Source organism: Rhodococcus sp. HNM0569, from assembly GCF_012726205.1.
Lineage (GTDB): Bacteria > Actinomycetota > Actinomycetes > Mycobacteriales > Mycobacteriaceae > Rhodococcus_F.
This window is the reverse complement of record NZ_JAASAE010000015.1, coordinates 12541-32518: the sequence shown is the minus strand read 5'-3', so window position 1 is coordinate 32518 and position 19978 is coordinate 12541. Positions and strand designations below refer to the sequence as shown.

At 69.2% G+C, this 19978-nt stretch carries 20 protein-coding genes; 14 read left to right on the top strand and 6 right to left on the bottom strand.

The annotated features are described in order from the left end of the window. The first annotated feature begins 135 nt into the window (after positions 1-135). The 3 genes from HCA44_RS17600 to HCA44_RS17590 all read left to right on the top strand — a co-directional run bounded on the left by HCA44_RS17600 (position 136) and on the right by HCA44_RS17590 (position 2837). A complete protein-coding gene (locus tag HCA44_RS17600) occupies positions 136-1344 on the top strand; it encodes an acyl-CoA dehydrogenase family protein (RefSeq protein WP_169650683.1) in 1209 nt (402 codons plus the stop codon). A gap of 15 nt (positions 1345-1359) precedes the next feature. Then, on the top strand, positions 1360-2121 hold the full coding sequence (locus HCA44_RS17595) for an SDR family oxidoreductase (RefSeq protein ID WP_169650624.1): 762 nt from the start codon (positions 1360-1362) through the stop codon (positions 2119-2121). 143 nt (positions 2122-2264) lie between these two features. Then, on the top strand, positions 2265-2837 hold the full coding sequence (locus HCA44_RS17590) for a DedA family protein (protein WP_169650682.1): 573 nt from the start codon (positions 2265-2267) through the stop codon (positions 2835-2837). A gap of 9 nt (positions 2838-2846) precedes the next feature. Here HCA44_RS17590 and HCA44_RS17585 read toward each other — a convergent pair whose 3' ends face one another. Genes HCA44_RS17585 through HCA44_RS17575 form a run of 3 tightly spaced genes read right to left on the bottom strand, consistent with a single transcriptional unit; the run spans position 2847 to position 4927 of the window. After that, complete coding sequence (locus tag HCA44_RS17585) at positions 2847-3398, bottom strand: TetR/AcrR family transcriptional regulator (protein ID WP_169650623.1); 552 nt, start codon at positions 3396-3398, stop codon at positions 2847-2849. Positions 3399-3419: 21 nt separating this feature from the next. Further along, a complete protein-coding gene (locus HCA44_RS17580) occupies positions 3420-4646 on the bottom strand; it encodes a cytochrome P450 (RefSeq protein ID WP_169650622.1) in 1227 nt (408 codons plus the stop codon). Positions 4647-4690: 44 nt separating this feature from the next. Beyond that, the gene (locus tag HCA44_RS17575) at positions 4691-4927 is read right to left on the bottom strand and encodes a phosphopantetheine-binding protein (RefSeq protein WP_169650621.1); all 237 of its coding nucleotides are present in this window, start codon (positions 4925-4927) and stop codon (positions 4691-4693) included. Positions 4928-5071: 144 nt separating this feature from the next. Here HCA44_RS17575 and HCA44_RS17570 point away from each other — a divergent pair, with 144 nt between their 5' ends. After that, the gene (locus HCA44_RS17570) at positions 5072-6178 is read left to right on the top strand and encodes an isochorismate synthase (RefSeq protein WP_169650620.1); all 1107 of its coding nucleotides are present in this window, start codon (positions 5072-5074) and stop codon (positions 6176-6178) included. Position 6179: 1 nt separating this feature from the next. On the opposite strand, the gene HCA44_RS17565 is transcribed toward HCA44_RS17570, so the two are convergent. After that, entirely contained in the window at positions 6180-6842 is a 663-nt protein-coding gene (locus HCA44_RS17565) for a helix-turn-helix domain-containing protein (RefSeq protein WP_169650681.1), read from the bottom strand. Between the two features lie 188 nt (positions 6843-7030). Here HCA44_RS17565 and HCA44_RS17560 point away from each other — a divergent pair, with 188 nt between their 5' ends. From HCA44_RS17560 to fahA, 10 genes are all read left to right on the top strand, one after another. Beyond that, positions 7031-7501, top strand: coding sequence for a nuclear transport factor 2 family protein (locus tag HCA44_RS17560; RefSeq protein WP_169650619.1), 471 nt, complete (start codon positions 7031-7033; stop codon positions 7499-7501). 153 nt (positions 7502-7654) lie between these two features. Next, positions 7655-8440 (top strand): glucose 1-dehydrogenase, encoded by a 786-nt coding sequence (locus HCA44_RS17555; protein ID WP_169650680.1) that lies wholly within the window; start codon positions 7655-7657, stop codon positions 8438-8440. Further along, positions 8433-9878, top strand: coding sequence for an FAD-dependent oxidoreductase (locus tag HCA44_RS17550; protein WP_169650618.1), 1446 nt, complete (start codon positions 8433-8435; stop codon positions 9876-9878). The genes HCA44_RS17555 and HCA44_RS17550 overlap by 8 nt, the downstream gene beginning before the upstream one ends. A gap of 101 nt (positions 9879-9979) precedes the next feature. Then, entirely contained in the window at positions 9980-11299 is a 1320-nt protein-coding gene (locus HCA44_RS17545) for an MFS transporter (protein WP_240945610.1), read from the top strand. A gap of 31 nt (positions 11300-11330) precedes the next feature. After that, positions 11331-12125: an SDR family NAD(P)-dependent oxidoreductase gene (locus tag HCA44_RS17540; protein ID WP_169650679.1), complete on the top strand. Its 795-nt coding sequence runs from the start codon at positions 11331-11333 to the stop codon at positions 12123-12125. A gap of 103 nt (positions 12126-12228) precedes the next feature. Further along, entirely contained in the window at positions 12229-13143 is a 915-nt protein-coding gene (locus tag HCA44_RS17535; RefSeq protein ID WP_169650616.1) for a hypothetical protein, read from the top strand. 46 nt (positions 13144-13189) lie between these two features. Continuing rightward, a complete protein-coding gene (locus HCA44_RS17530) occupies positions 13190-13720 on the top strand; it encodes a MarR family transcriptional regulator (protein WP_169650615.1) in 531 nt (176 codons plus the stop codon). 127 nt (positions 13721-13847) lie between these two features. Next, positions 13848-15050, top strand: a complete 1203-nt coding sequence (locus HCA44_RS17525; protein ID WP_169650614.1) for a cupin domain-containing protein — start codon at positions 13848-13850, stop codon at positions 15048-15050. Next, a complete protein-coding gene (locus HCA44_RS17520; RefSeq protein WP_169650613.1) occupies positions 15047-15916 on the top strand; it encodes a hypothetical protein in 870 nt (289 codons plus the stop codon). The genes HCA44_RS17525 and HCA44_RS17520 overlap by 4 nt, the downstream gene beginning before the upstream one ends. Next, positions 15913-17097, top strand: a complete 1185-nt coding sequence (fahA, locus tag HCA44_RS17515; RefSeq protein WP_169650612.1) for a fumarylacetoacetase — start codon at positions 15913-15915, stop codon at positions 17095-17097. The genes HCA44_RS17520 and fahA overlap by 4 nt, the downstream gene beginning before the upstream one ends. Positions 17098-17146: 49 nt before the next feature. Here the strand turns inward: fahA and HCA44_RS17510 are convergent, their stop codons facing one another. Further along, positions 17147-18655: an acyl-CoA synthetase gene (locus tag HCA44_RS17510; protein WP_169650611.1), complete on the bottom strand. Its 1509-nt coding sequence runs from the start codon at positions 18653-18655 to the stop codon at positions 17147-17149. Between the two features lie 102 nt (positions 18656-18757). Then, positions 18758-19915: an acyl-CoA dehydrogenase family protein gene (locus HCA44_RS17505; protein ID WP_169650610.1), complete on the bottom strand. Its 1158-nt coding sequence runs from the start codon at positions 19913-19915 to the stop codon at positions 18758-18760. Between the last annotated feature and the right edge of the window lie 63 nt (positions 19916-19978).

Below are 19978 nucleotides of genomic sequence, written 5' to 3'. Positions count from 1 at the left end.
GGGATCGAGGCAAGATTGCGCACCGGTGGACAGAGGAATGCCGGTACAGACTTGAACTTGAATCCGACGTCAACTTACAGTGTGAGGTGCCGAGTCCGGCCGCACCGAGTCGTAGGAGTGTCGATGTCAGATCCCGTGTCCCTGTTCGATGTGTCGGAACGTGCCGCGAAGTACCGCGCCGACCTGCTGGCGTTCATGGACGAGCACGTCTACCCGGCGGAGGCCGTCTACGAGGAGCAGATGCGGGAGGCGGGAGAGCCGCACTTCCAGCCGCCGATCCTCGACGAGCTCAAGGCGAAGGCCAAGGCTGCCGGTCTGTGGAACCTCTTTCTCCCGTACTCCGAGTGGGGGCCCGGTCTGAGCAACCTGGAGTACGCGCCGCTCGCCGAGATCATGGGCCGCTCCGGCATCGCACCGGAGGTGTTCAACTGCAACGCACCCGACACCGGCAACATGGAGATCCTCGCGCTCTTCGGCACCGACGAGCACAAGGAGAAGTATCTGAAGCCGTTGCTCGACGGCACCATCCGTTCGGCGTTCGCGATGACCGAGCCGGCCGTCGCGAGCTCCGACGCCACCAACATCGAGACGTCGATGGTGCTCGACGGCGACGAGTACGTCGTCAACGGCCGGAAGTGGTTCGCGTCCAACGCGATGCACCCGAACTGCAAGGTGCTCATCGTGATGGGCAAGACCGATCCCGACGCCGCCGTGCACCGGCAGCAGTCGATGCTCGTGGTCCCGATCGATGCACCGGGTGTCACCGTCGTGCGCAACCTGCCGGTGTTCGGCTACCAGGACCGCGAGGGGCACGCCGAGATCGTGTTCGAGAACGTTCGTGTGCCCGCGAAGGACGTGTTGTCCGGCCCCGGTGAGGGATTCGCGATCAGCCAGGCCCGCCTCGGGCCCGGGCGCATCCATCACTGCATGCGCGCGATCGGCATGTCCGAGCGCGCACTCGAGGCGATGTGCCGCCGGGCGTCGAGCCGGGTCACCTTCGGCCAGCCCGTCGCGAGCCGCGCGAACATCCAGGACTGGATCGCCGAGTCGCGCATCGACATCGAGATGGTGCGCCTGCTCACGCTCAAGGCCGCACACATGATGGACACGGTCGGAAACAAGGAGGCGCGCACCGAGATCGCCGCGATCAAGGTCGCCGCACCACAGGTCGCGCTGAAGATCGTCGACCGTGCGATCCAGGTGCACGGCGGCGCGGGCGTCACCGACGACTTCCCCCTCGCGATGGCGTACGCGCACCTGCGCACGCTGCGTCTCGCCGACGGCCCCGACGAGGTGCACAAGCGCACCATCGCCCGCCAGGAACTCCGCAAGTACCGCGACTGAAGGAAGAAGGCCCACATGACCGCGCTCGATCTCACCGGCCGTACCGCGATCGTCACCGGCGCGTCGCGCGGCATCGGTCTCGCGACCGCCCGCTCGCTCGCCGAGGCAGGCGCCAAGGTCGTCCTCACGTCGCGTTCGCAGGAATCCGCGGAGAAGGCGGCCGTCGAAGTAGGCCACGGGTCCGTCGGCTACGGCGCGCACGCCGTCGACGAGGACGCCGCGAAGGCGTGCATCGACTTCACGCTCGACACCTTCGGCAGCATCGACGTCCTCGTCAACAACGCAGGCACCAACCCCGCGTACGGGCCCGTCGTCGACCAGGACCACGCGCGCTTCGCCAAGACCTTCGACGTCAACCTGTGGGCGCCAGTGCTGTGGACGTCGCTCGCCGTTCGGGCGTGGATGGGTGAGCACGGCGGCTCGGTGATCAACACGGCCTCGATCGGTGGCATGGGTTTCGAGGCGGGTCTCGGCGTCTACAACGCGTCCAAGGCTGCGCTGATCCACGTGACCAAGCAGCTCGCGCTCGAGCTGTCGCCGTCGGTGCGCGTCAACGCGGTCGCCCCCGGTGTCGTGCGGACCCGGCTGGCCGAGGCGCTGTGGAAGGAACACGAGCAGCTCGTCGCCGACGCGTCGGCGCTCGGCCGCATCGGTGAACCCGAGGACGTCGCGTCCGCCGTGGCGTTCCTCGCGTCGGACGCGTCGGCGTGGATGACGGGCGAGATCATGGTGATCGACGGTGGTCAGCGGCTCGGTAACGCACAGGCGTTTCGTTAGCCGACCGCACGATGCCCGATATGGTGCGAAAGTCCGATTGACGAAGAGGGGTAGGTACCCTCGATGCGGTGTATTCACTGAGCGCAGCTGACGAGAGCACGGGCGGCGTCTTCGACGTCGTGGCCGACTGGGCGGTGGGCTTGATGGATCGCATCGGCGGTCCCGGCGCAGCCATCGCGATCGGCATCGAGAACCTGTTCCCGCCGATCCCCAGCGAGGTGATCCTGCCGCTCGCCGGCTTCGCCGCCGCACGCGGCACGATGACGGTGGTCGAGGCGATCGTGTGGAGCACGATCGGCTCGGTCGTCGGCGCGCTCGTGCTCTACGCGATCAGCCACGTCCTCGGCATCGAACGGCTGTGCCGCATCGTCGACCGGATGCCGCTCGTCGACGTCGAGGACGTCCGCAAGGGCGAGGAATGGTTCAAGCGGCACGGCGCGAAGGCGGTGTTCTTCGGCCGCATGGTGCCGCTGGTGCGCAGTGCGATCTCCGTCCCCGCGGGCGTCGCGCGCATGCCGGTCGCGCTGTTCGTGCTGTGGACGACCCTCGGCAGCGCCATTTGGAACAGCGTGTTCGTCCTCGCCGGGTACTTCCTCGGCGACAACTGGGATCAGGTCGAGAAGTACTCGTCCGTGCTGCAGTACGTCGTGCTCGTGGTGTTGGTCGGGCTCGTCGTGTGGTTCGTGTACCGCAAGGTCGCGGCCAGGCGGGGCTGACACGGCGGCTCAGGTGGTGACGCCGAACCCCAGCACCGGCACCACGAACCGTTCGAGCATGTCCCGTTCGTCGTGCGGATCGGCGCCCGGCATCGTGAGCAGCGAGACGATGATCCGCACGAGCCAGCGGGCCGAGTCGGTGTGTTCGCTGCCGCCGAAGAACGCCTCGGCCAGTGCCGTGACGACCGTCGAGTGCTGGGCCGCGCGAACGGCGATGCCCGCATTCGCCGGCTCGAACCATGCGGCCGCCGTGGGGGACTCGCGCACGATACGCACTGCGGCGAGGGCGGCGTCGACGACGCGTCGTTGCGGGTCGGTGACGGTCGCGACTTCCTCGGCGACGTGCACCGCGATCCGCTGCGCTTCGCGGTGCACGTAGGCCTCGCGGAGGGCTTCGCGACTGTCGAAGTAGCGGTACAGCGTCGCGCGCGAACAACCCGCGGCGCGCGCGACGTCGGCCATCCCCACGGCGGCGACGCCCCGCTCGGCATACAGTTCGGCGGCGGCATCCACGATGCGCGTGGCGGCCGCGGACGCCCGTTCGGATTCGAGCCAGCTCACCGGGTCATCGTCTCATCGCGGTCACCGCACCGTGAACGGCACGCTCGTGGGGCGCCGCACGTAGCTGCCGTCGGCGTAGGTGACGGCGTCGACGTCGACGGAGAACTCGGGGAATCGTCGCAGCAACTCCTCGAGCGCGACGCGTGCCTGCATGCGCGCGGCGGCAGCGCCGAGGCAGTGGTGGGCGCCGTGGCTGAAGGTGAGGATCTGCTTGGGGGAGCGGCGCACGTCGAGCGACTCGGCATCGGCACCGTACATGCGGGGATCGCGGTTAGCGGAACCGTAGAGCAGCAGCACCTTTCGGCCCGCAGGAATGGTGCCGTCGTCGAACTCGACGTCGCGGGTGGTGGTGCGGGCGAGTCCCTGAACGGGGGAGGTGAGGCGCAGCATCTCTTCGACGGCGCCGGGGAGGAGTGTGGGGTCGTCGACGAGCTCGCGGCGTTGCTCCGGGTTCTGGAAGAGCAGTTGCACGGCGCCACCGAGCATCCCGGTCGACGTGTCGTTGCCACCGGTCACCATCGTGAACGCGAAACCGAGTATCGACACCAGACCGGCAGTGTCTCCGTCGATCCCCATGCCTGCCGCGACGAGGTGTGACACGGTGTCGTCGCCGGGCTCGACGCGTCGGCGCTCGACCAGTTCGGAGAAGTAGCCGAGCAACTCGGTGACCGCCTCCGCGGCACCCGCAGCCCCGGTCGGGCCGCCGCTCGCGTTGGCGGCGACGATCGCGTCGGTCCACGCGTCGAACCGCGCGCGGTCCTGCGCAGGAACACCCAGGTAGTGCGCGACGACCATGCTGGGGAGCGGTTTGAACAGTTCCTTGACGATGTCGCCGCCACCGGCGTCGGCGATGCGGTCGAGCCGTTCGGTGACGAACGCGCGGACGTCCGGTTCGACCGCCGCGACCTGACGCGGCGTGAAGCCGCGTGACACGAGAGTGCGGAACGCCCCGTGTGCGGGCGGGTCGAGCATCACGAGGGGCGGGTTCTCGCGCATCCCGATGGCGTCGAGCTCGCCGTAGGTGGTGGTGAGGCCGTCGGCCGACGAGAACGTGTCCGCGTCGCGTGCGGCGGCGATGACGTCCGCGTGACGAGACAGCACCCAGTAGTCGTCGTCGGGCCGGTCGGCCGGCACGACGTGGTGCACCGGGTCGTGGTCGCGCAATGCGGCATACATCGACCACGGCGCGCGCCACGTGGCACCGGCCGGAGGCACATAGCGAACACTGTCGGACACATCGATGCTCATGTGTCGACAGTGAGACAGATCCGTCTATATGTCAATACCGGAAATCACCGGCCTGCGACGACCTCCGACCAGCGGGTGACGGTCGGCTCCGCGACCAGATCGACGAGGTCGACGTCGGCTCCCGCCGCACGCCAGCGTTCGATGAGCGACATGACGCGCACCGAATCGAGCCCCTCGTCGAGGAGGTTGGCGTCGGCATCCAGTTCGGCGACCGGAAGGCCGAGTACCTCCGCGACGTCGGAGTGGATCTGTTCGAGGTCGGGCACTGCCTGGTCGGGCATGGTGTTCCTTTCCGTCGGTATGGCGCGCGTGAACGCGGCGCGTCGCTCGGGTGCGGACGTGTAACGATGTCGGATGCGGATCCAACGGAGCGTCAGGTTAGCCTAACCATAGAGTTCGGTGTGTTCGTGACGGAGAGGTGCCCGATGACCGACAGCGCGAGCGACGCGCCCTGCTTCGTCCTGTCGCGGCCGCACGGGTGCATCGAGGCGCGCGGTGTCCGCACCCGGTTCACCAGCGCATCCGACGCCGCGGCGGCGATCCGGCGCGGCGACGTCGTCGGCCTCGTGGGAGCGCTGCCGTTCGATCCGGCCGGCCCGTGCGAGCTGTTCGAGCCCGAGCGTCGTTCACGCACCGCGTCGCCGAGGCAGGCCACGGCGAGCCGTGCGGTTCCCGCGGCGGACGCCGAGGAGGTGCCCGCCGCCGAGCACGCCGCGCGCGTGGAGCGTGCGCTGGGGCGCATCGCCGAGGGAGAACTCGAGAAGCTGGTACTCGCCCGGCGCGCCGACATCCGCGCCGACGCACCGCTCGATCCGGTGGCGGTGCTCGACCGGCTCGTCGCGGCCGACCGCGGCCGCAACGGCTATCTCGTCGAGCTCGGCGAGCCGGGTGCCGCGCGCGCTGTGCTGGTCGGGTCGAGCCCCGAGGTGCTGGTGCGCAGGGACGGGCCCGTTGTGTCGTGTCATCCGCTCGCAGGATCGGCGCCGCGTTCGGCAGATCCCGACGAGGACCGCGCGACCGCGGATGCACTGCTCGCGTCCGACAAGGACCGGCGCGAGCACGCGTTCGTGGTGGAGGCCTTGCGGGAACGCCTGGCGCCCCTGTGCGATTCGCTCGAGATCCCCGACTGTCCGGAACTGACCTCGACTCCCGAGATGTGGCATCTGGGTACGCCCGTGACCGGTGTGCTCGCCGACACCGCTACCACCGCACTCGATCTCGCGATCGCGCTGCATCCCACGCCTGCCGTGTGCGGGACGCCGCACGCGCGCGCCCTCGAGGTCCTGCGTGCCGAGGAGCCCGACCGCGGCTTCTATGCGGGCACGGTCGGCTGGTGCGACGCGAACGGCGACGGTGAGTGGATGGTGGCGATCCGGTGCGCGGTCGTGTCGGCCGACCGCACCCGGGCCGTCGCGTACGCGGGCGGCGGAATCGTCGCGGGATCGGACCCCGCGGCCGAGGTCGGCGAGACCGACGCCAAGTTCGGCACCATCTTCGGTGCGCTCGGCGTCCGGGCCGTCGCCGGCCGCTGAGTCAGCGCAACAGCGCGGCCAGACGGGTGGCCGCAGCCACGACGGCGCCACCGAGTTCGTTTTCGTCGGTCACCTCGAACACCGAGACGCCGAGGCTCACGAGCGGTTCGTTCGCGCGACGTGGCACGACGGCGGAGATCCCGCCGACGGCGGGGATGACCTCACTGTCGGTCACGGCGTAGCCGACCGAGCGTGCGCGGGTGACCTCACTGCGTTCGTCCGGGGTCGGCGGCAGAGCTGCGAGCATCGCCAAACCTGCTGAACCGCGGTCGATCTCGTGGACCTGCCCGGGCCGGAAGGCGACGTGCACCTGGGCGTTCCGAGGTTCGACGACCATGAGGGCGCGTACCTCCCGCTCGCTCTCGCGCACCACGAGGTGAACGGTGGCGCGGGCCTGCTCGGCGAGATCTTCGAGCACGGGGCGTGCCACCTCACGCAGATCCTGCTCGACCGGTTCCGCGAGGGTGACCAGGCCCGAACCGAGCGCGACGCGCTTGAAGCCGTCCTTGCGGCACAGGCGGTGCGCCTCGAGAGTGTGGATCAGGCGATGCGCGACGGTGCGGTGCAGGCCGAGTGCGTCCGCGATGTCGGTGACCGACAGGCCGTGCGGATGCGCGGTGAGCAGCTCGAGGATCTCGAGGCCGTTGTGGAGTGTCTTGGACATTCGGGAGTCGAGTGCGACCCGGTCGCCACCCGTCGGTGACGCGCTGACCTCGGCTGACGAATGACTCATGACTCTCCTTCTTGACGTGTGTGAGGTGGCGCACTTAGCCTTCTTGCATATCGCACAGTGCGTGCGATTATCGCACATAAGAACGGCGGCGGCAATCACCGTCGTCAGGGAGAGCACCGATGAACCAACCCTCCGTCCGCCGCGAGGCACCTCCCCGCCCGGCCCCCGCCTCGGCGGCGGGAGTGGACGCGGCCACCCTCGCCGAGATCCACCAGTTCTACGGTCGTCAGAGCCACCTCATCGACGCTGGGCACGCACGCGAGTGGGCCGAGACGTTCACCGACGGTGGGGTGTTCGACTCGCCGAGCTATCCCGGCCCCGTCACCGGCCGCGACGCACTCACCGAGTTCGCCGCACGGTTCCACGAATCCGGACTCACCTCGGGTGTCGTGCAACGGCACGTGCTCACCAACCTGTACGTCGAGCACGTGGACGGCAACGTCGCGACCGTGCACGGCTACCTCCAGATCGTCGCGACCCCCGTGGGCGGCGACGCGCGCGTCGTCCGGCTCACGACGATCACCGACCTGCTCGACCGCGGTCCCGGCCACTGGCGGATCGCCCGACGGCAGGTGCGGCGCGAAGGCTGACCGGCCGCATCGAAAGAAGTTTCACCACAGGCTGTTCCGAGTTTTCGACGCGGGAGCTCGGCACGGCACGATCAAGGAACGAGTGACACCATGACAGACACCGCCACCACCACCGATCCGCAGGGCAATCCCGGACGTACCGACCCGTCGCAGATGCTCGCGGTGTACCCGGAACTCGCGGGCACGGTGGCCGTCGTGACCGGCGCGGCGCGCGGCATGGGTGCGGCCTTCGCCGAGGGGCTGGCGACGCGCGGCGTCGACGTCCTCGCCGCCGACATCAACATCGACCAGATGAACGACACCGCCGAGCGCATCAACGCCACCCTCGCGACGAACGCGCTGGCGGACAAGCCTGGACGCGTCGTCGCGGCGCGCGTCGACGTCACCGTGCGCGACGACCACGAAGAGCTGGCCCAGCGTGCCGTCGCCGAGTTCGGCGGGCTCGACTTCTGGATCAACAATGCCGGCATCTTCCCCTTCGCCCTCGCCGGCGAGATCTCGCAGGAGCAGATCGGCGCGGTGTTGTCGGTCAACGTCGAGGGCGTCCTGTTCGGCGCGCAGGCCGCGGCGCGGCACATGAAGCCCGGCGGTGCGATCGTCAACATGTCGTCCGTGTCGGCGCTGCGCGTGCGTAAGGGGCGTGGGGCGTACTGCACGTCGAAGGCGGCCGTCGCGCATCTCACCGAATCGCTCGCCGTCGAGTTCGGCGACAAGGGGCTGCGCGTCAACGCGATCGCTCCGGGCTACATCGACACCGAGATGACTCGGTGGGTGCGCGAGGATCCGGCGGCGCTCGCGCACGCGCTCGACTCGGTGCCGCTGCACCGCCTCGGCTCGCCCGAAGAGGTGTTCGGGCCGCTGCTGTTCCTGCTGTCGGACAGTGCTCGCTACGTCACGGGCCACAGCATCGCCGTCGACGGAGGTTCGCGCCATGTCTGAGGAAATCTGGGATGTCGTCGTGATCGGCGGTGGCGGAGCAGGTCTCGCCGCCGCGGTTGCCGCCGCCGAGAACGGTGCCTCGGTGCTGCTCTTCGAATCCGAAGGCGAACTGGGCGGATCGACCCAGCTCTCGGCCGGGCTGTTCACCGCGGCAGGCACGAGCGTGCAGCGCGGACTCGGCATCGAGGACTCCGCCGAGAAGTTCTTCCAGCACTACATGGACCTCAACCACTGGCGCCTGGAACCGGGCCTGGTCCGCACGTTCTGCGAGCAGGCAGGCCCGACGCTCGAGTGGCTGATCGGTCTCGGCGTCGAGATCCCCGCCACGGTGTCCGGCAACGCCCACCAGCCCGGCCTGTGCCAGGCCGGTGTCGAGGACGTGTGGCGCGGCCACGTACCGAAGGACCAGGGATACGGCCTCGTGCAGGTCCTCGACCGCGCACGGCGCACGCTCGGCGTCGAAGTCGTGCTGCGCACGCGGGTCGAGTCGCTCGTCGTACACGAGGGTGCAGTCACCGGCGTCGTCGCCGACGGCATCGAGGTCGGATCCCGGGCGGTCGTCGTCGCCAGCGGTGGTTTCGCACAGAATGCGGAACTCGTCGCCCGTCACTATCCGGACGCGCTCGCCGGTGGCGACTCGCTGTTCGTCGTCGCCGCCCCCGGCAGCCGCGGCGACCATCTCGCGTTCGGTGAGCAGGTCGACGCGTCGCTCGCGGGCGACGGCTGGGGCCTGATGCTGCCCACCGTGTACTTCCAGCGCTATCACCACTGGCAGTCCGGTTTCCCGCCGAAGTCGCGCATCCACGTCAACGGCCACGGCAGGCGGTTCATGGACGAGGACGCGTCGTATGCGGTGTCCACCGGCATCATCGCTGCGCAGCCGGGTGGTGCGTGGATGGTGTTCGACGAGCAGGCGAGGACGTCCCTGCCCGAGGGCTATGTGGACTGGAATGCCGCACGCGTCGCCGACGAAGCCGACGCGGGGCGCACACTGCGCGCGCAGACCCTGCGCGAGCTGGCAGGGCTGATGGGCGTCCCCGCCGACGCCTTCGAGGCGAACGTCGCACGCTGGAACGCGCAGCTGCCCAACGGGATCGACGACGACTACCTGCGGCACCGCACACTCGCCAACAAGGGCTCGACGGCCGCGCCCGGTCCCATCGCGCACGGCCCGTTCTACGCTGCCCGCCTGTTGCCCGCCGAACTCGTGTGCACGCATGCGGGCCTCGAGATCGACCACGACGCCCGGGTGCTCGACGCCACCGGCCGTGCGGTGCCCGGGCTCTTCGCGGCGGGCGAAGCGGGTGCGGGAATACTCGGGCTCCGCTACGTCGGCGGCGGCAACGCCGTCGCCAACGCCCTCACGATGGGCCGAATCGCCGGACACGGCGCGACACAAACCCACCTGCGAGAGGGATCGGTTTCCGCCTCGGCGTGAACCGGCCACCGGCGACGCACACCGGACATCGGACCCGGACGCCGGCACGTGTACCCCACATACACTGAACCAAGGGAAAATTCATGTTCGGAACCGACACCATGACCGATCGGGCGGACAACACTCCGCACGGCCCCGCGGGGCCGTCGACTCCACAGTCGACTGTGAAGGTGATCCGTGCTGCCGTCGTCGGCACGATCGTCGAGTACTACGACTTCGGCATCTACGGCTACATGGCGACCACGATCGCCGCGCTGTTCTTCGTGCAGGGCGACGACACCGCCGCCCTGCTGGGGACGTTCGCGGCGTTCGCCGTCGCATTCTTCCTGCGCGTTCCCGGTGGCATCGTCTTCGGCCACATCGGTGACAAGTACGGCCGCAAACGCGCGCTGTCGTGGACGATCCTGCTGATGGTCATCGCGACGGCGGCGATGGGCCTGATGCCGACCTACGCGACGCTCGGCATCTGGGCGACGACGATCCTCGTGCTCGCCAGGTGCGTGCAGGGCTTCGCGGCGGGCGGGGAACTCGGCGGCGCGAACGCCTTCGTCTCGGAATCGGCGCCTGCGCGCTGGCGCGCGACCCAGACGTCGATGGTCAACTCGGGCACCTACCTCGGCTCGCTGGCCGCCTCGCTCGTCGCCCTCGCCCTCACGTCCACGCTGTCGGAAGACCAGGTGCTCGAGTGGGCGTGGCGTATCCCGTTCCTGCTCAGCGTCGTGATCGGTCTGGTCGGCGTGTGGATCCGCAACCACATGGAGGACACGCCGCAGTTCCAGGAACTCGCCGACAAGGGCGAGACCAAGAAGCTGCCGCTGCGTGACCTGCTGAGCACGTCCGGCGGCGCCGTCCTCAAGATCGTTCTGCTCGGTGCGCTCATCACCGGTGGCTACTACATCGCGTCCGTGTACGCCGCGACGTACCTGCAGACCGCGGGCGGGCACTCGTCGTCGATGGCGTTCCTGTCGACGTCGCTCGCGCTCGTCCTCGGCGTGATCACGCTGCCGATCGCCGGCTACGCCGCCGACCGTTTCGGCCGCAAGCCGGTGCTCTTCGGTGGCAGCGCCGCCGCCGCGATACTCGGTGTGCCGGTGTTCATGATGATGTCCACCGGCCCGGCATGGCAGGCGGTGCTCGGGCAGTCCGTCCTGTTCATCGCCGTGTCGGTCGTCAACGGCGCGTCGTATGTCACCTACGTCGAGATGCTCAAGGCGTCCGTGCGCTACAGCGGGCTCGCCCTCGGCAACAACATCACCAACATGATGCTCGGCGGCACCGCGCCCTTCATCGCCACCTGGCTGATCGACCTCACCGGCAACAACCTCGCTCCCGCAGGCTATTTCGTGTTCTGCGCGCTGCTCACGCTCGGCACGGTCTTCACGGTGAAGGAGACCAAGGGCATCGAACTGCGGGTGGACTGACATGGCCGAAGGAACGATCGGAGGGCAGGACATGCACGGATCCGACACACAGCGGGAGTTCGACGGCTCCACTGTCGTCGTCACCGGCGCGGGCAGTGGCATGGGACGCGTCGAAGCACGCCTGCTCGCGGCGCGAGGTGCGACCGTGTGGGTGACCGACGTCGACGGCGACGCGGCGACCGCAGTGGCCGACGAGATCGGGCACGCCGGCGCCGACGCCCGCGTCGCGCGACTCGACGTGACGTCGGCGCAGTCGTGGAACGACCTGGCCGACGCGATCGGCGGTGATCCCGTTGTCGGGCTGGTCAACAACGCGGGCGTGAGTCACCGTTACGGGATCCTCGACACGACGCTCGAGGACTGGGAGCGTGTGCTCGCGGTCAACCTGTCGAGCGTGTTCCTCGGCATGAAGACCGTCGCGCCGCTGATGACCGGCGGCGGGTCGATCGTCAACATCTCGTCGATCGCGGGCATGCTCGGCTACTTCGCGGCGGGCTACGGGGCCACCAAGTGGGGTGTGCGCGGGCTCTCGAAGGTGGGCGCACTCGAGTTCGCCGAGCGCGGTGTCCGCGTCAACTCGGTGCACCCGGGCCTCGTCGACACGCCACTGCTGAACTCGGGCAGCGACGTCTTCGTCGACGAGAGCCTGCGTGCCGTGCCCGCGGGCCGCGTCGCGTCGTCCGAGGAGGTGGCAGAAGTGGTCGCATTCCTGCTGTCGCCTCGGTCGGGATACGTCTCGGGCACCGAGATCGTCGTCGACGGCGGGCTCACGTCGGGTGGCATCTACCACCGCATCACGAGCGACCTGGCGTCGGCGCGCAGCTAGACCGGGCGCGGCGTTCGCCGGTTTCGCTTCGGTCCGTGTGCGGCTGCGGGCAGAATTCGTGGAGAGCAGGCACGGCAGCGGGCGACGCCGTAGGAGGTTCGTGATGCGCACACTCGTCTCCGGTGCGATGGCCGGTGCCGCGGGCACCGCGACGCTCGACCTGGTGTCGTACGTCGACATGTACGTCAGCGGCAGACCCGCGTCGACGGTGCCCGAGCGCACCGTCGCTCGCGCGCTTGCGCGCGTGGGCCTCACGCTTCGCCGAGACCCGGCGCGACGGTCGGCGGCCGGGGCGCTCGGCGGGCTCGCCGCCGGGGTCGGCATCGGTGTCGCCGCAGCAACGGTGCGCCGCTTGGGTATTCGTCTTCCGTGGCTCGCCGAGTCCGCGGGGATCGGGCTCGCGGCGATGGCCGCCACCGACACCCCCGCGGCCTTCCTCGGGGTCAGCGATCCGCGCAGTTGGACGACGCGGGACTGGATGAGCGACGTCGTGCCGCATCTCGCGTACGGCGTCGCGGTGCGGCAGACGCTCGACCTGGCCGAACGCGCTCGAACGGACGACACCGACGTGCAGCTGGTGCGCTCGGAGCCGCCGCGCGGAGCGACCCTGCGGGCCGGTGTGCTCGGCGCCGCGGCCGGCATGCGCAGCTCACTGGGTTTCGCGGCGCCGCTCGTGTCGGCGCAGGGGCGCGGCGCGGGCCCGAAGGCCGCGCTCGGCGTGTTCTTCGCGGTGGGCGAGATGGTCATGGACAAGCTGCCGTCGACGCCGTCGCGGCTCGAGCCGGTGGGCGTCGCGTCGCGGGTCGTCTCGGGAGCGGTGGGCGGCGGGGTGCTCGCGCGCCGGGCACACGAAAACGCACCGATCCGGTCGCTCGTGGGGATCGCAGGCGCGCTGGCCGGGACGTTCGGTGGCAGCGCGTGGCGGGCGTGGGCCGCGGGGCGCGGAGTGCCCGACTGGCAGGCCGCGGTCGTCGAGGACGTCGTGGCGGTCGGTCTCGCGGCGGCCGCGGTGAGCTGAATTTATACAGGTATGAATCAATCTTCTCGGCCGCTACAGTGACGGCATGACGGACGAGCAGCGCCCCCTCGACTTCTGGTCGTTCATCGCGCACGCTCACCGACGGCTCGAGACCGAGTTCGGCAGCACGCACGAGCTCGCAACCGAGGTTTTGCTCACGCTCAACCGTGCCTCGAATGTCGTCACCTACGACTTCGAGGCGTCCGTGCACCGGCCGCGCGGGTTGTCGTGGTCGACCTTTCGGCTGATGTTCGTCACCTGGCTCGCGGGACCGCTCGAGTCCAAGGCCGCCGCCTTGCTCACCGGCATGAGCCGCGCGGCCGTCTCCAATCTCACGAAAACCCTGGTCGAGGCTGGTCTGATGGACCGCGAGGTCGATCCGCGCGACAAGCGGTCGGCGCGACTGTCGCTCACCGAGGCGGGGCGCGAGAAGGTCAGCGACGCGTACCGCGCGCAGAACGAGCGCGAATACGCGTGGGCAAACGTGCTCACCGAGGCCGAGCAGCGCGTCCTGGTCATGCTGCTCGAGAAGCTCATCACCAATCGCAGCGAATTCGACGTCCGCGGGCGCAACTGACGCGCTGCCATGCGTTCCCCGGCTCCGCCGAACCGAAAGCACGGGCAATCCGGTTTGTGCGCACGCTCAGGTATTAGTTAAGGTATGTACTAATACCGAGTGATGCACCGCACACCAGGAGGATCCGATGGCGTTCTACCGCCAAGCCGGGACGATTCCGCCCAAACGGCACACCCAGTTCCGCGACGCCGACGGCGCGCTCTACTACGAAGAGCTCATGGGCGAAGAAGGCTTCTCGTCCGACTCGTCGCTGCTCTACCACCGCGGCATTCCCTCCGCCATCGTCGACTCGGCGGTGTGGGCGATCCCGGACGTCGCGACGGTGCCGAACCATCCGCTCAAGCCCCGGCACCTGAAGTTGCACGACCTGTTCGCGGGCGACGACGCCGCGTCCACCGACGTCGTGACGGGCCGCAAGCTCATCCTCGGCAACAACGACGTCCGCATCTCGTATGTCGTGTCGGCCGCAGAGTCGCCGCTCTACCGCAACGCGCTCGGCGACGAGCTCGTGTACGTCGAGTCGGGCGCTGCGACCGTCGAGACCGTGTTCGGCACCCTCGAGGCCTCGCAGGGCGACTACGTACTGATCCCGACGTCCACGACGCACCGCTGGATCCCACGCGGAGACGAGCCGTTGCGCGCGTATGTGATCGAGGCCAACAGCCACGTCGAGGCGCCCAAGCGGTACCTGTCGCGGTTCGGCCAGTTCCTCGAACACGCACCGTACTGTGAGCGTGACCTGCACGGCCCCGGCGAGATTCCGGTCGGCGAGGGCACCGACGTCGAGGTGCTCGTCAAGCACCGCACATCGCAGGGCATCGTCGGCACCCGCTTCGTGTACGCCACCCACCCCTTCGACGTCGTCGGCTGGGACGGCTGCCTGTACCCGTTCACGTTCAACGTCAAGGACTTCGAGCCGATCACCGGGCGCGTCCACCAGCCGCCGCCGGTGCACCAGGCGTTCGAGGGGCACGGCTTCGTGGTGTGCAACTTCGTGCCGCGCAAGGTCGACTACCACCCGCTTTCCGTGCCCGTCCCGTACTACCACTCGAACGTCGACTCGGACGAGGTCATGTTCTACTGCGGCGGCGACTACGAGGCGCGCAAGGGCTCCGGCATCGGCATCGGCTCGATCTCGGTGCACCCCGGCGGTCACGCGCACGGGCCGCAGCCCGGTGGCGTCGAACGCTCGCTCGGCGTCGAGTACCTCGACGAGCTCGCCGTCATGGTCGACACCTTCGCGCCGCTCGAACTCGGCAAGGCCGCATTCGACTGCGAAGACCCCGCATACGCGTATTCGTGGGTGGCCAAGCAGGCGGTGGAGGCGTGATTCCCGCTCTGCTGCAAGGACTGTGCGACGACGCTGCACTGTTTCCTCCCGGCAACGCGCCGATGACCGACGCCGTCCCCGCGCATTCGGCGCACCGCGCCGGTGCCCTGTCGCCGCTCGTCGGGCCGTTCATCGTGCCGGAGTCGCGGCTGACGGAACTCGCCGAGTGTGCGCCGGGGGCCCTCGACCTGAGCATCACATTCCCTCAGGGCCCTGCCGCGATCGGCGCCGCGCTCGACCGTGCCGGCGAGATCGACGGCGTGCAGGTCGTGGCCCTCGAAATCGCCTCCGCGGCCGGCCAGTCCGCCGACGAGTTCGTCTCGGCCGTCACCGGATTCGGCGAACGGCTGCATGGCCTCGACATCTTCGTCGAGATTCCGCGCGACGAGCGGCGCCCCACATTCGTCGACGCCGTCGCGGACGCCGGGTGGTACGCCAAGTTCCGCACGGGAGGTGTACAGGCGCAGGCCTATCCCGACGAGGCCGAGCTGGCCGCCGCGATCCACCGTGTCGTCGCCGCGGGTGTGCCCTTCAAGGCGACCGCCGGCCTGCACCACGCGGTGCGTAACACCGACCCCACCACAGGTTTCGAGCAGCACGGGTTCGTCAACCTGCTGCTCGCGACCCGGGACGCACTCGCCGGGGCCACCCCCGCGGCCCTCGTCCCGGTGCTGGCCGAACGTGACGGCCAGGCGCTCGCCGGTCGGCTCCGCGAACTCGGTGAACCCGAGGTCGCGGAGCTGCGGCGCGCATTCCGCTCGTACGGCACCTGCAGTATCGCCGAGCCCGTCGCCGACCTGGCAGCGCTCGGTCTCCTCGAGCTCGATCGTGAGCTCGCCTCTACCTTGGAAGGACACGCATCGTGACCGTCATCGATATCCCCGCCGACTCGCTGTTCGGTATCGACAACCTGCCGTACGGCGTCTTCTCCACCGAGAACTCGCCGCGCCGCGTCGGTGTGCGTGTCGCGGACAAGGTGGTCGACCTCGCCGTGGCGCTGGGCGACGACGTGTTCGCGGAGCCGACTCTCAATCCGTTCATGGCGCAGGGCAAGTCGCGCTGGGACGACGTGCGTGCCCGTATCACCACGCTCGTGCAGGGAGAGATCGACGACGCGGCCGTGTTGGACGTCGATGCCGTCGCCATGCACCTGCCGTTCGACGTCGCCGACTACGTCGACTTCTACGCGTCCGAGCATCACGCCACGAATCTCGGCAAGCTGTTCCGTCCGGACAGTGCGCCGCTCATGCCGAACTGGAAGCATCTGCCCGTCGGCTACCACGGCCGGTCGTCGACCGTCGTCGTGTCGGGCACCGACATCGTCCGTCCGTGCGGCCAGCGCAAGCTCGCAGGCGACGACGCACCCACCTTCGGGCCGTCGGTGCGGCTCGACATCGAGGCCGAGATGGGCTTCGTCGTCGGCGTGCCGTCGACGCTCGGTGAGCCGATCGCGCCCGACGAGTTCGCCGATCACGTGTTCGGTGCGGTGATCGTCAACGACTGGAGCGCGCGCGACATCCAGGCGTGGGAGTACGTGCCGCTCGGCCCGTTCCTCGGCAAGAGCTTCGCGACGTCGGTGTCGCCGTGGGTCGTTCCGCTCGCGGCGCTCGAGGCCGCGCGCGTGGACACGCCCACGCAGGATCCGCAGCCGCTGCCGTACCTGCGCGGCGAGCAGAAGTGGGGGCTCGACATCGACCTCGCGGTCGAGTGGAACGGCGACGTCGTGTCGCGGCCGCCGTACGCGCAGATGTACTGGTCACCCGCGCAGATGCTGGCGCACACCACGATCAACGGCGCCGCGTCCAGCACCGGCGACCTGTTCGCGTCCGGCACGATCTCCGGCACCGAGAAGAACACCCGCGGTGCCTTCATCGAACTCACTTGGGGCGGAGCGGAACCCGCGACCGTAGCCGGTGAGGAGCGCACCTTCCTCCAGGACGGCGACGAGGTGTCGATCTCGGCTACCGCACCTGCCGCGAACGGTGGACGGATCGGCTTCGGTGAGGTTCGGGCACGCATCCTGCCGGCGACGCAGGCCGACCGCTGACCGTGAGTACTTTGCGAGTCTCTGGACTCGCAAAGTACTCACAAGGGGTCTAGCGCAACGCGCGCTTGAGCAACTTGCCGCTCTGGTTGCGCGGAAGCTCGTCGACGAAGCGAACCTGCTTGGGCACCTTGAACTTCGCGAGACGCGCCTTGACGTGATCGACGATGTCCTGCTCGCCCACGTCGGTCGCGTCGTCGCGGAGGACGACGACGGCGGTGACGGCCTCGATCCAGCGGTCGTCGGGGGTGCCGACCACCGCGACCTCCGCGACGGCGGGGTGCGTGTAGATCGCGTCCTCGACCTCGCGCGACGCGACGAGGATGCCGCCCGTGTTGATGACGTCCTTGATGCGGTCGACGACGGTCACATACCCTTCGGCGTCGCGTGTGACGAGATCGCCGGAGTGGAACCAGCCGTCGCGGAAGGCCTCGTCCGTCGCCTCGGGCTTGTCCCAGTAGCCCGAGCACAATTGGGGTGAGCGGTACAGAATCTCGCCCGGCTCGCCGTCGGGCACCTCGGCGCCCTCGGCATCGACGACCTTCGCCTCCACGAAGAACACGGGCCGGCCGGCCGCCGCGGGCCGGGCGTCGTGTTCCTCGGGCCGCAGGACAGTCGCGAGCGGGCCGATCTCCGACTGTCCGAAGCAGTTGTAGAACCCGAGCTCCGGATAGCGCTCGCGGAGCCGGTTCAACACGGTGACCGGCATGATCGACGCCCCGTACTGCGCCTTGCGCAGTGACGACAGGTCGCGCGTGTCCAGATCCGGGTGCGCGGCGAGCGGCACCCATACCGTGGGCGCGAGGAAGAGCGAGCCGATGCGGTCGGACTCGATGCGGCGCAGGATTTCCGGGATGTCGGGTGTGGGGAGCATGTGCACGGTGGCGCCGACCGCGAGGTACGGCACGAGGAACACGTGCATCGCGGCCGAGTGGTAGAGCGGCATGCACACGAGCGGCTCGTCGTCGGCCGTGAGGTCGAGCGACACGATCGACGACACGTACTCGTGCACGAGCGCCGAGTGGGACATCATGGCGCCCTTGGGCTTCGACGTCGTGCCCGACGTATACAGCAGCTGCACCAGGTCGTCGGCCTGCGCGGCGGACGGTGCGTCGGGCACCGGGCCGTCCGTGGCGGCGGCCAGCAGCGACGCGTCGTCGTCGCGCAGCGGAAGGACGGTCTCCACGGCGGTGGCCGCGTGCACGGCGTCGAAATGCCCGCGCAGCGCGGGGTCGACGAGTGCGGCGCGACTGCCCGACTGCACGAGCAGGTACTCGAGTTCGTCGCCGGTGAGCGCGTAGTTGACGGGCACGTGTACGAGGCCGGCTCGGGCGCACGCGAGGAACGCGATGGCGTACGCGTCGGAGTTGGTGCCGTACGCGGCGACGCGGTCGCCGGGCTCGAGGCCGAGCGCGCGCAGCCGGGAGGCGGCGCGGCTGACGGCGTCGTCGAGCGCGCGGTAGGTCCACGTGCGGGAGTCGAAGGTGAGCGCGGTGCGCTCGGGGTTTCGTGCTGCCGACCTGCGGAGAATGCCGTCGACGGTGTCGCTGCGGGGATCCATTCCGGCAGATTAATGGACGTCCAACTATTTGGGAAGCCCCGCCGCTCGTGAGCGTTCCAGGCGTACCTGGACTCGCAAAGTGCTCACGAGCGGGAGGCGGACCTACAGCCCCAGATCCTTCGCGATGATCGTCTTCATGACCTCGTTGGTGCCGCCGTAGATGCGGGAGACGCGGGTATCCGCGTACAGCCGGGCGATGGGGTACTCGGTGGTGTAGCCGTAGCCGCCGTGCAGTTGCAGGCACTTGTCGATCACGCGGCCCGCAGCCTCCGTGCAGAACAGTTTCGCGCGCGCCGCGTCGGCGGCCGTGAGCTCGCCGGCGTCGTTGAGGTCGAGGGCACGGTCGCACATCATGTGGATGGCCTCGACCTCGGTCGAGCACTCGGCGAGCACGAACTTCGTGTTCTGGAAGGCCGCGACCGGCTTGCCGAACACTGTGCGTTCGCGCACGTAGGCGATCGCGTGCTGCAGCGCGGCCGACGCCGACGCGGCGGCACCCATCGCGATCGTGAGCCGCTCCTGCGCGAGATTGCGGGTGAGATAGGAGAACCCCTTGCCCTCCTCGCCGAGGCGGTCCTCGACGGGCACGCGGACGCCCTGGAAGGACAGCTCTGCGGTGTCGGACGCCTTGAGCCCGATCTTGTCGATCTTGCGGCCGACGTCGAATCCCTCCGACGACGTGTCGACGACGAGGATCGTGAGACCACCGCGCCGGTCGTCCGTCGCGGCGGATGCCGTGCGGCACACCACGAGTACGCGGTCGGCGAGCGCACCGCCGGTGATGAACGTCTTGGCGCCGTCGAGCACGTAGTGCGTGCCGTCGTCGGAGAGTTTCGCGGTGGTCGAGATGTTCGCGAGGTCCGAGCCGGTGCCGGGTTCGGTCATCGCGATCGCGAACATCAGGTCGCCGCTGGCGAACGACGGCAGCCACCGCTGCTTCTGCTCGTCGGTCGCGAGTTCGGTGAGGTACGGCAGGATCAGGTTGCTGTGCACCGAGTAGCTGCCGAAGGTGACCCCGGCGGCCGCGGCTTCCTCGGCGATGACGGCCGCGAACTTGAAGCTCGCCTCGCCGCCGCCGCCGAACTCCTCGGGCACCTGGATGCCGAGGATGCCGAGTTCGCCCAGCCTGCGGTAGAAGTCGCGCGGCGGATGCCCCTGCTGCTCCCACTCGTGGTGGACCGGAACGACTTCCTTCGCGATGAAATCGCGGACGGTCTTGCGGAATGTCTCGTGGTCCTCGTCGAACACGGTGCGTTTCATGGTGGGCCTTTCGGTCGTGTCGGGTGCGGCTGCGTCGCTGTGCGCGTTATCGGCGTGCGGGGA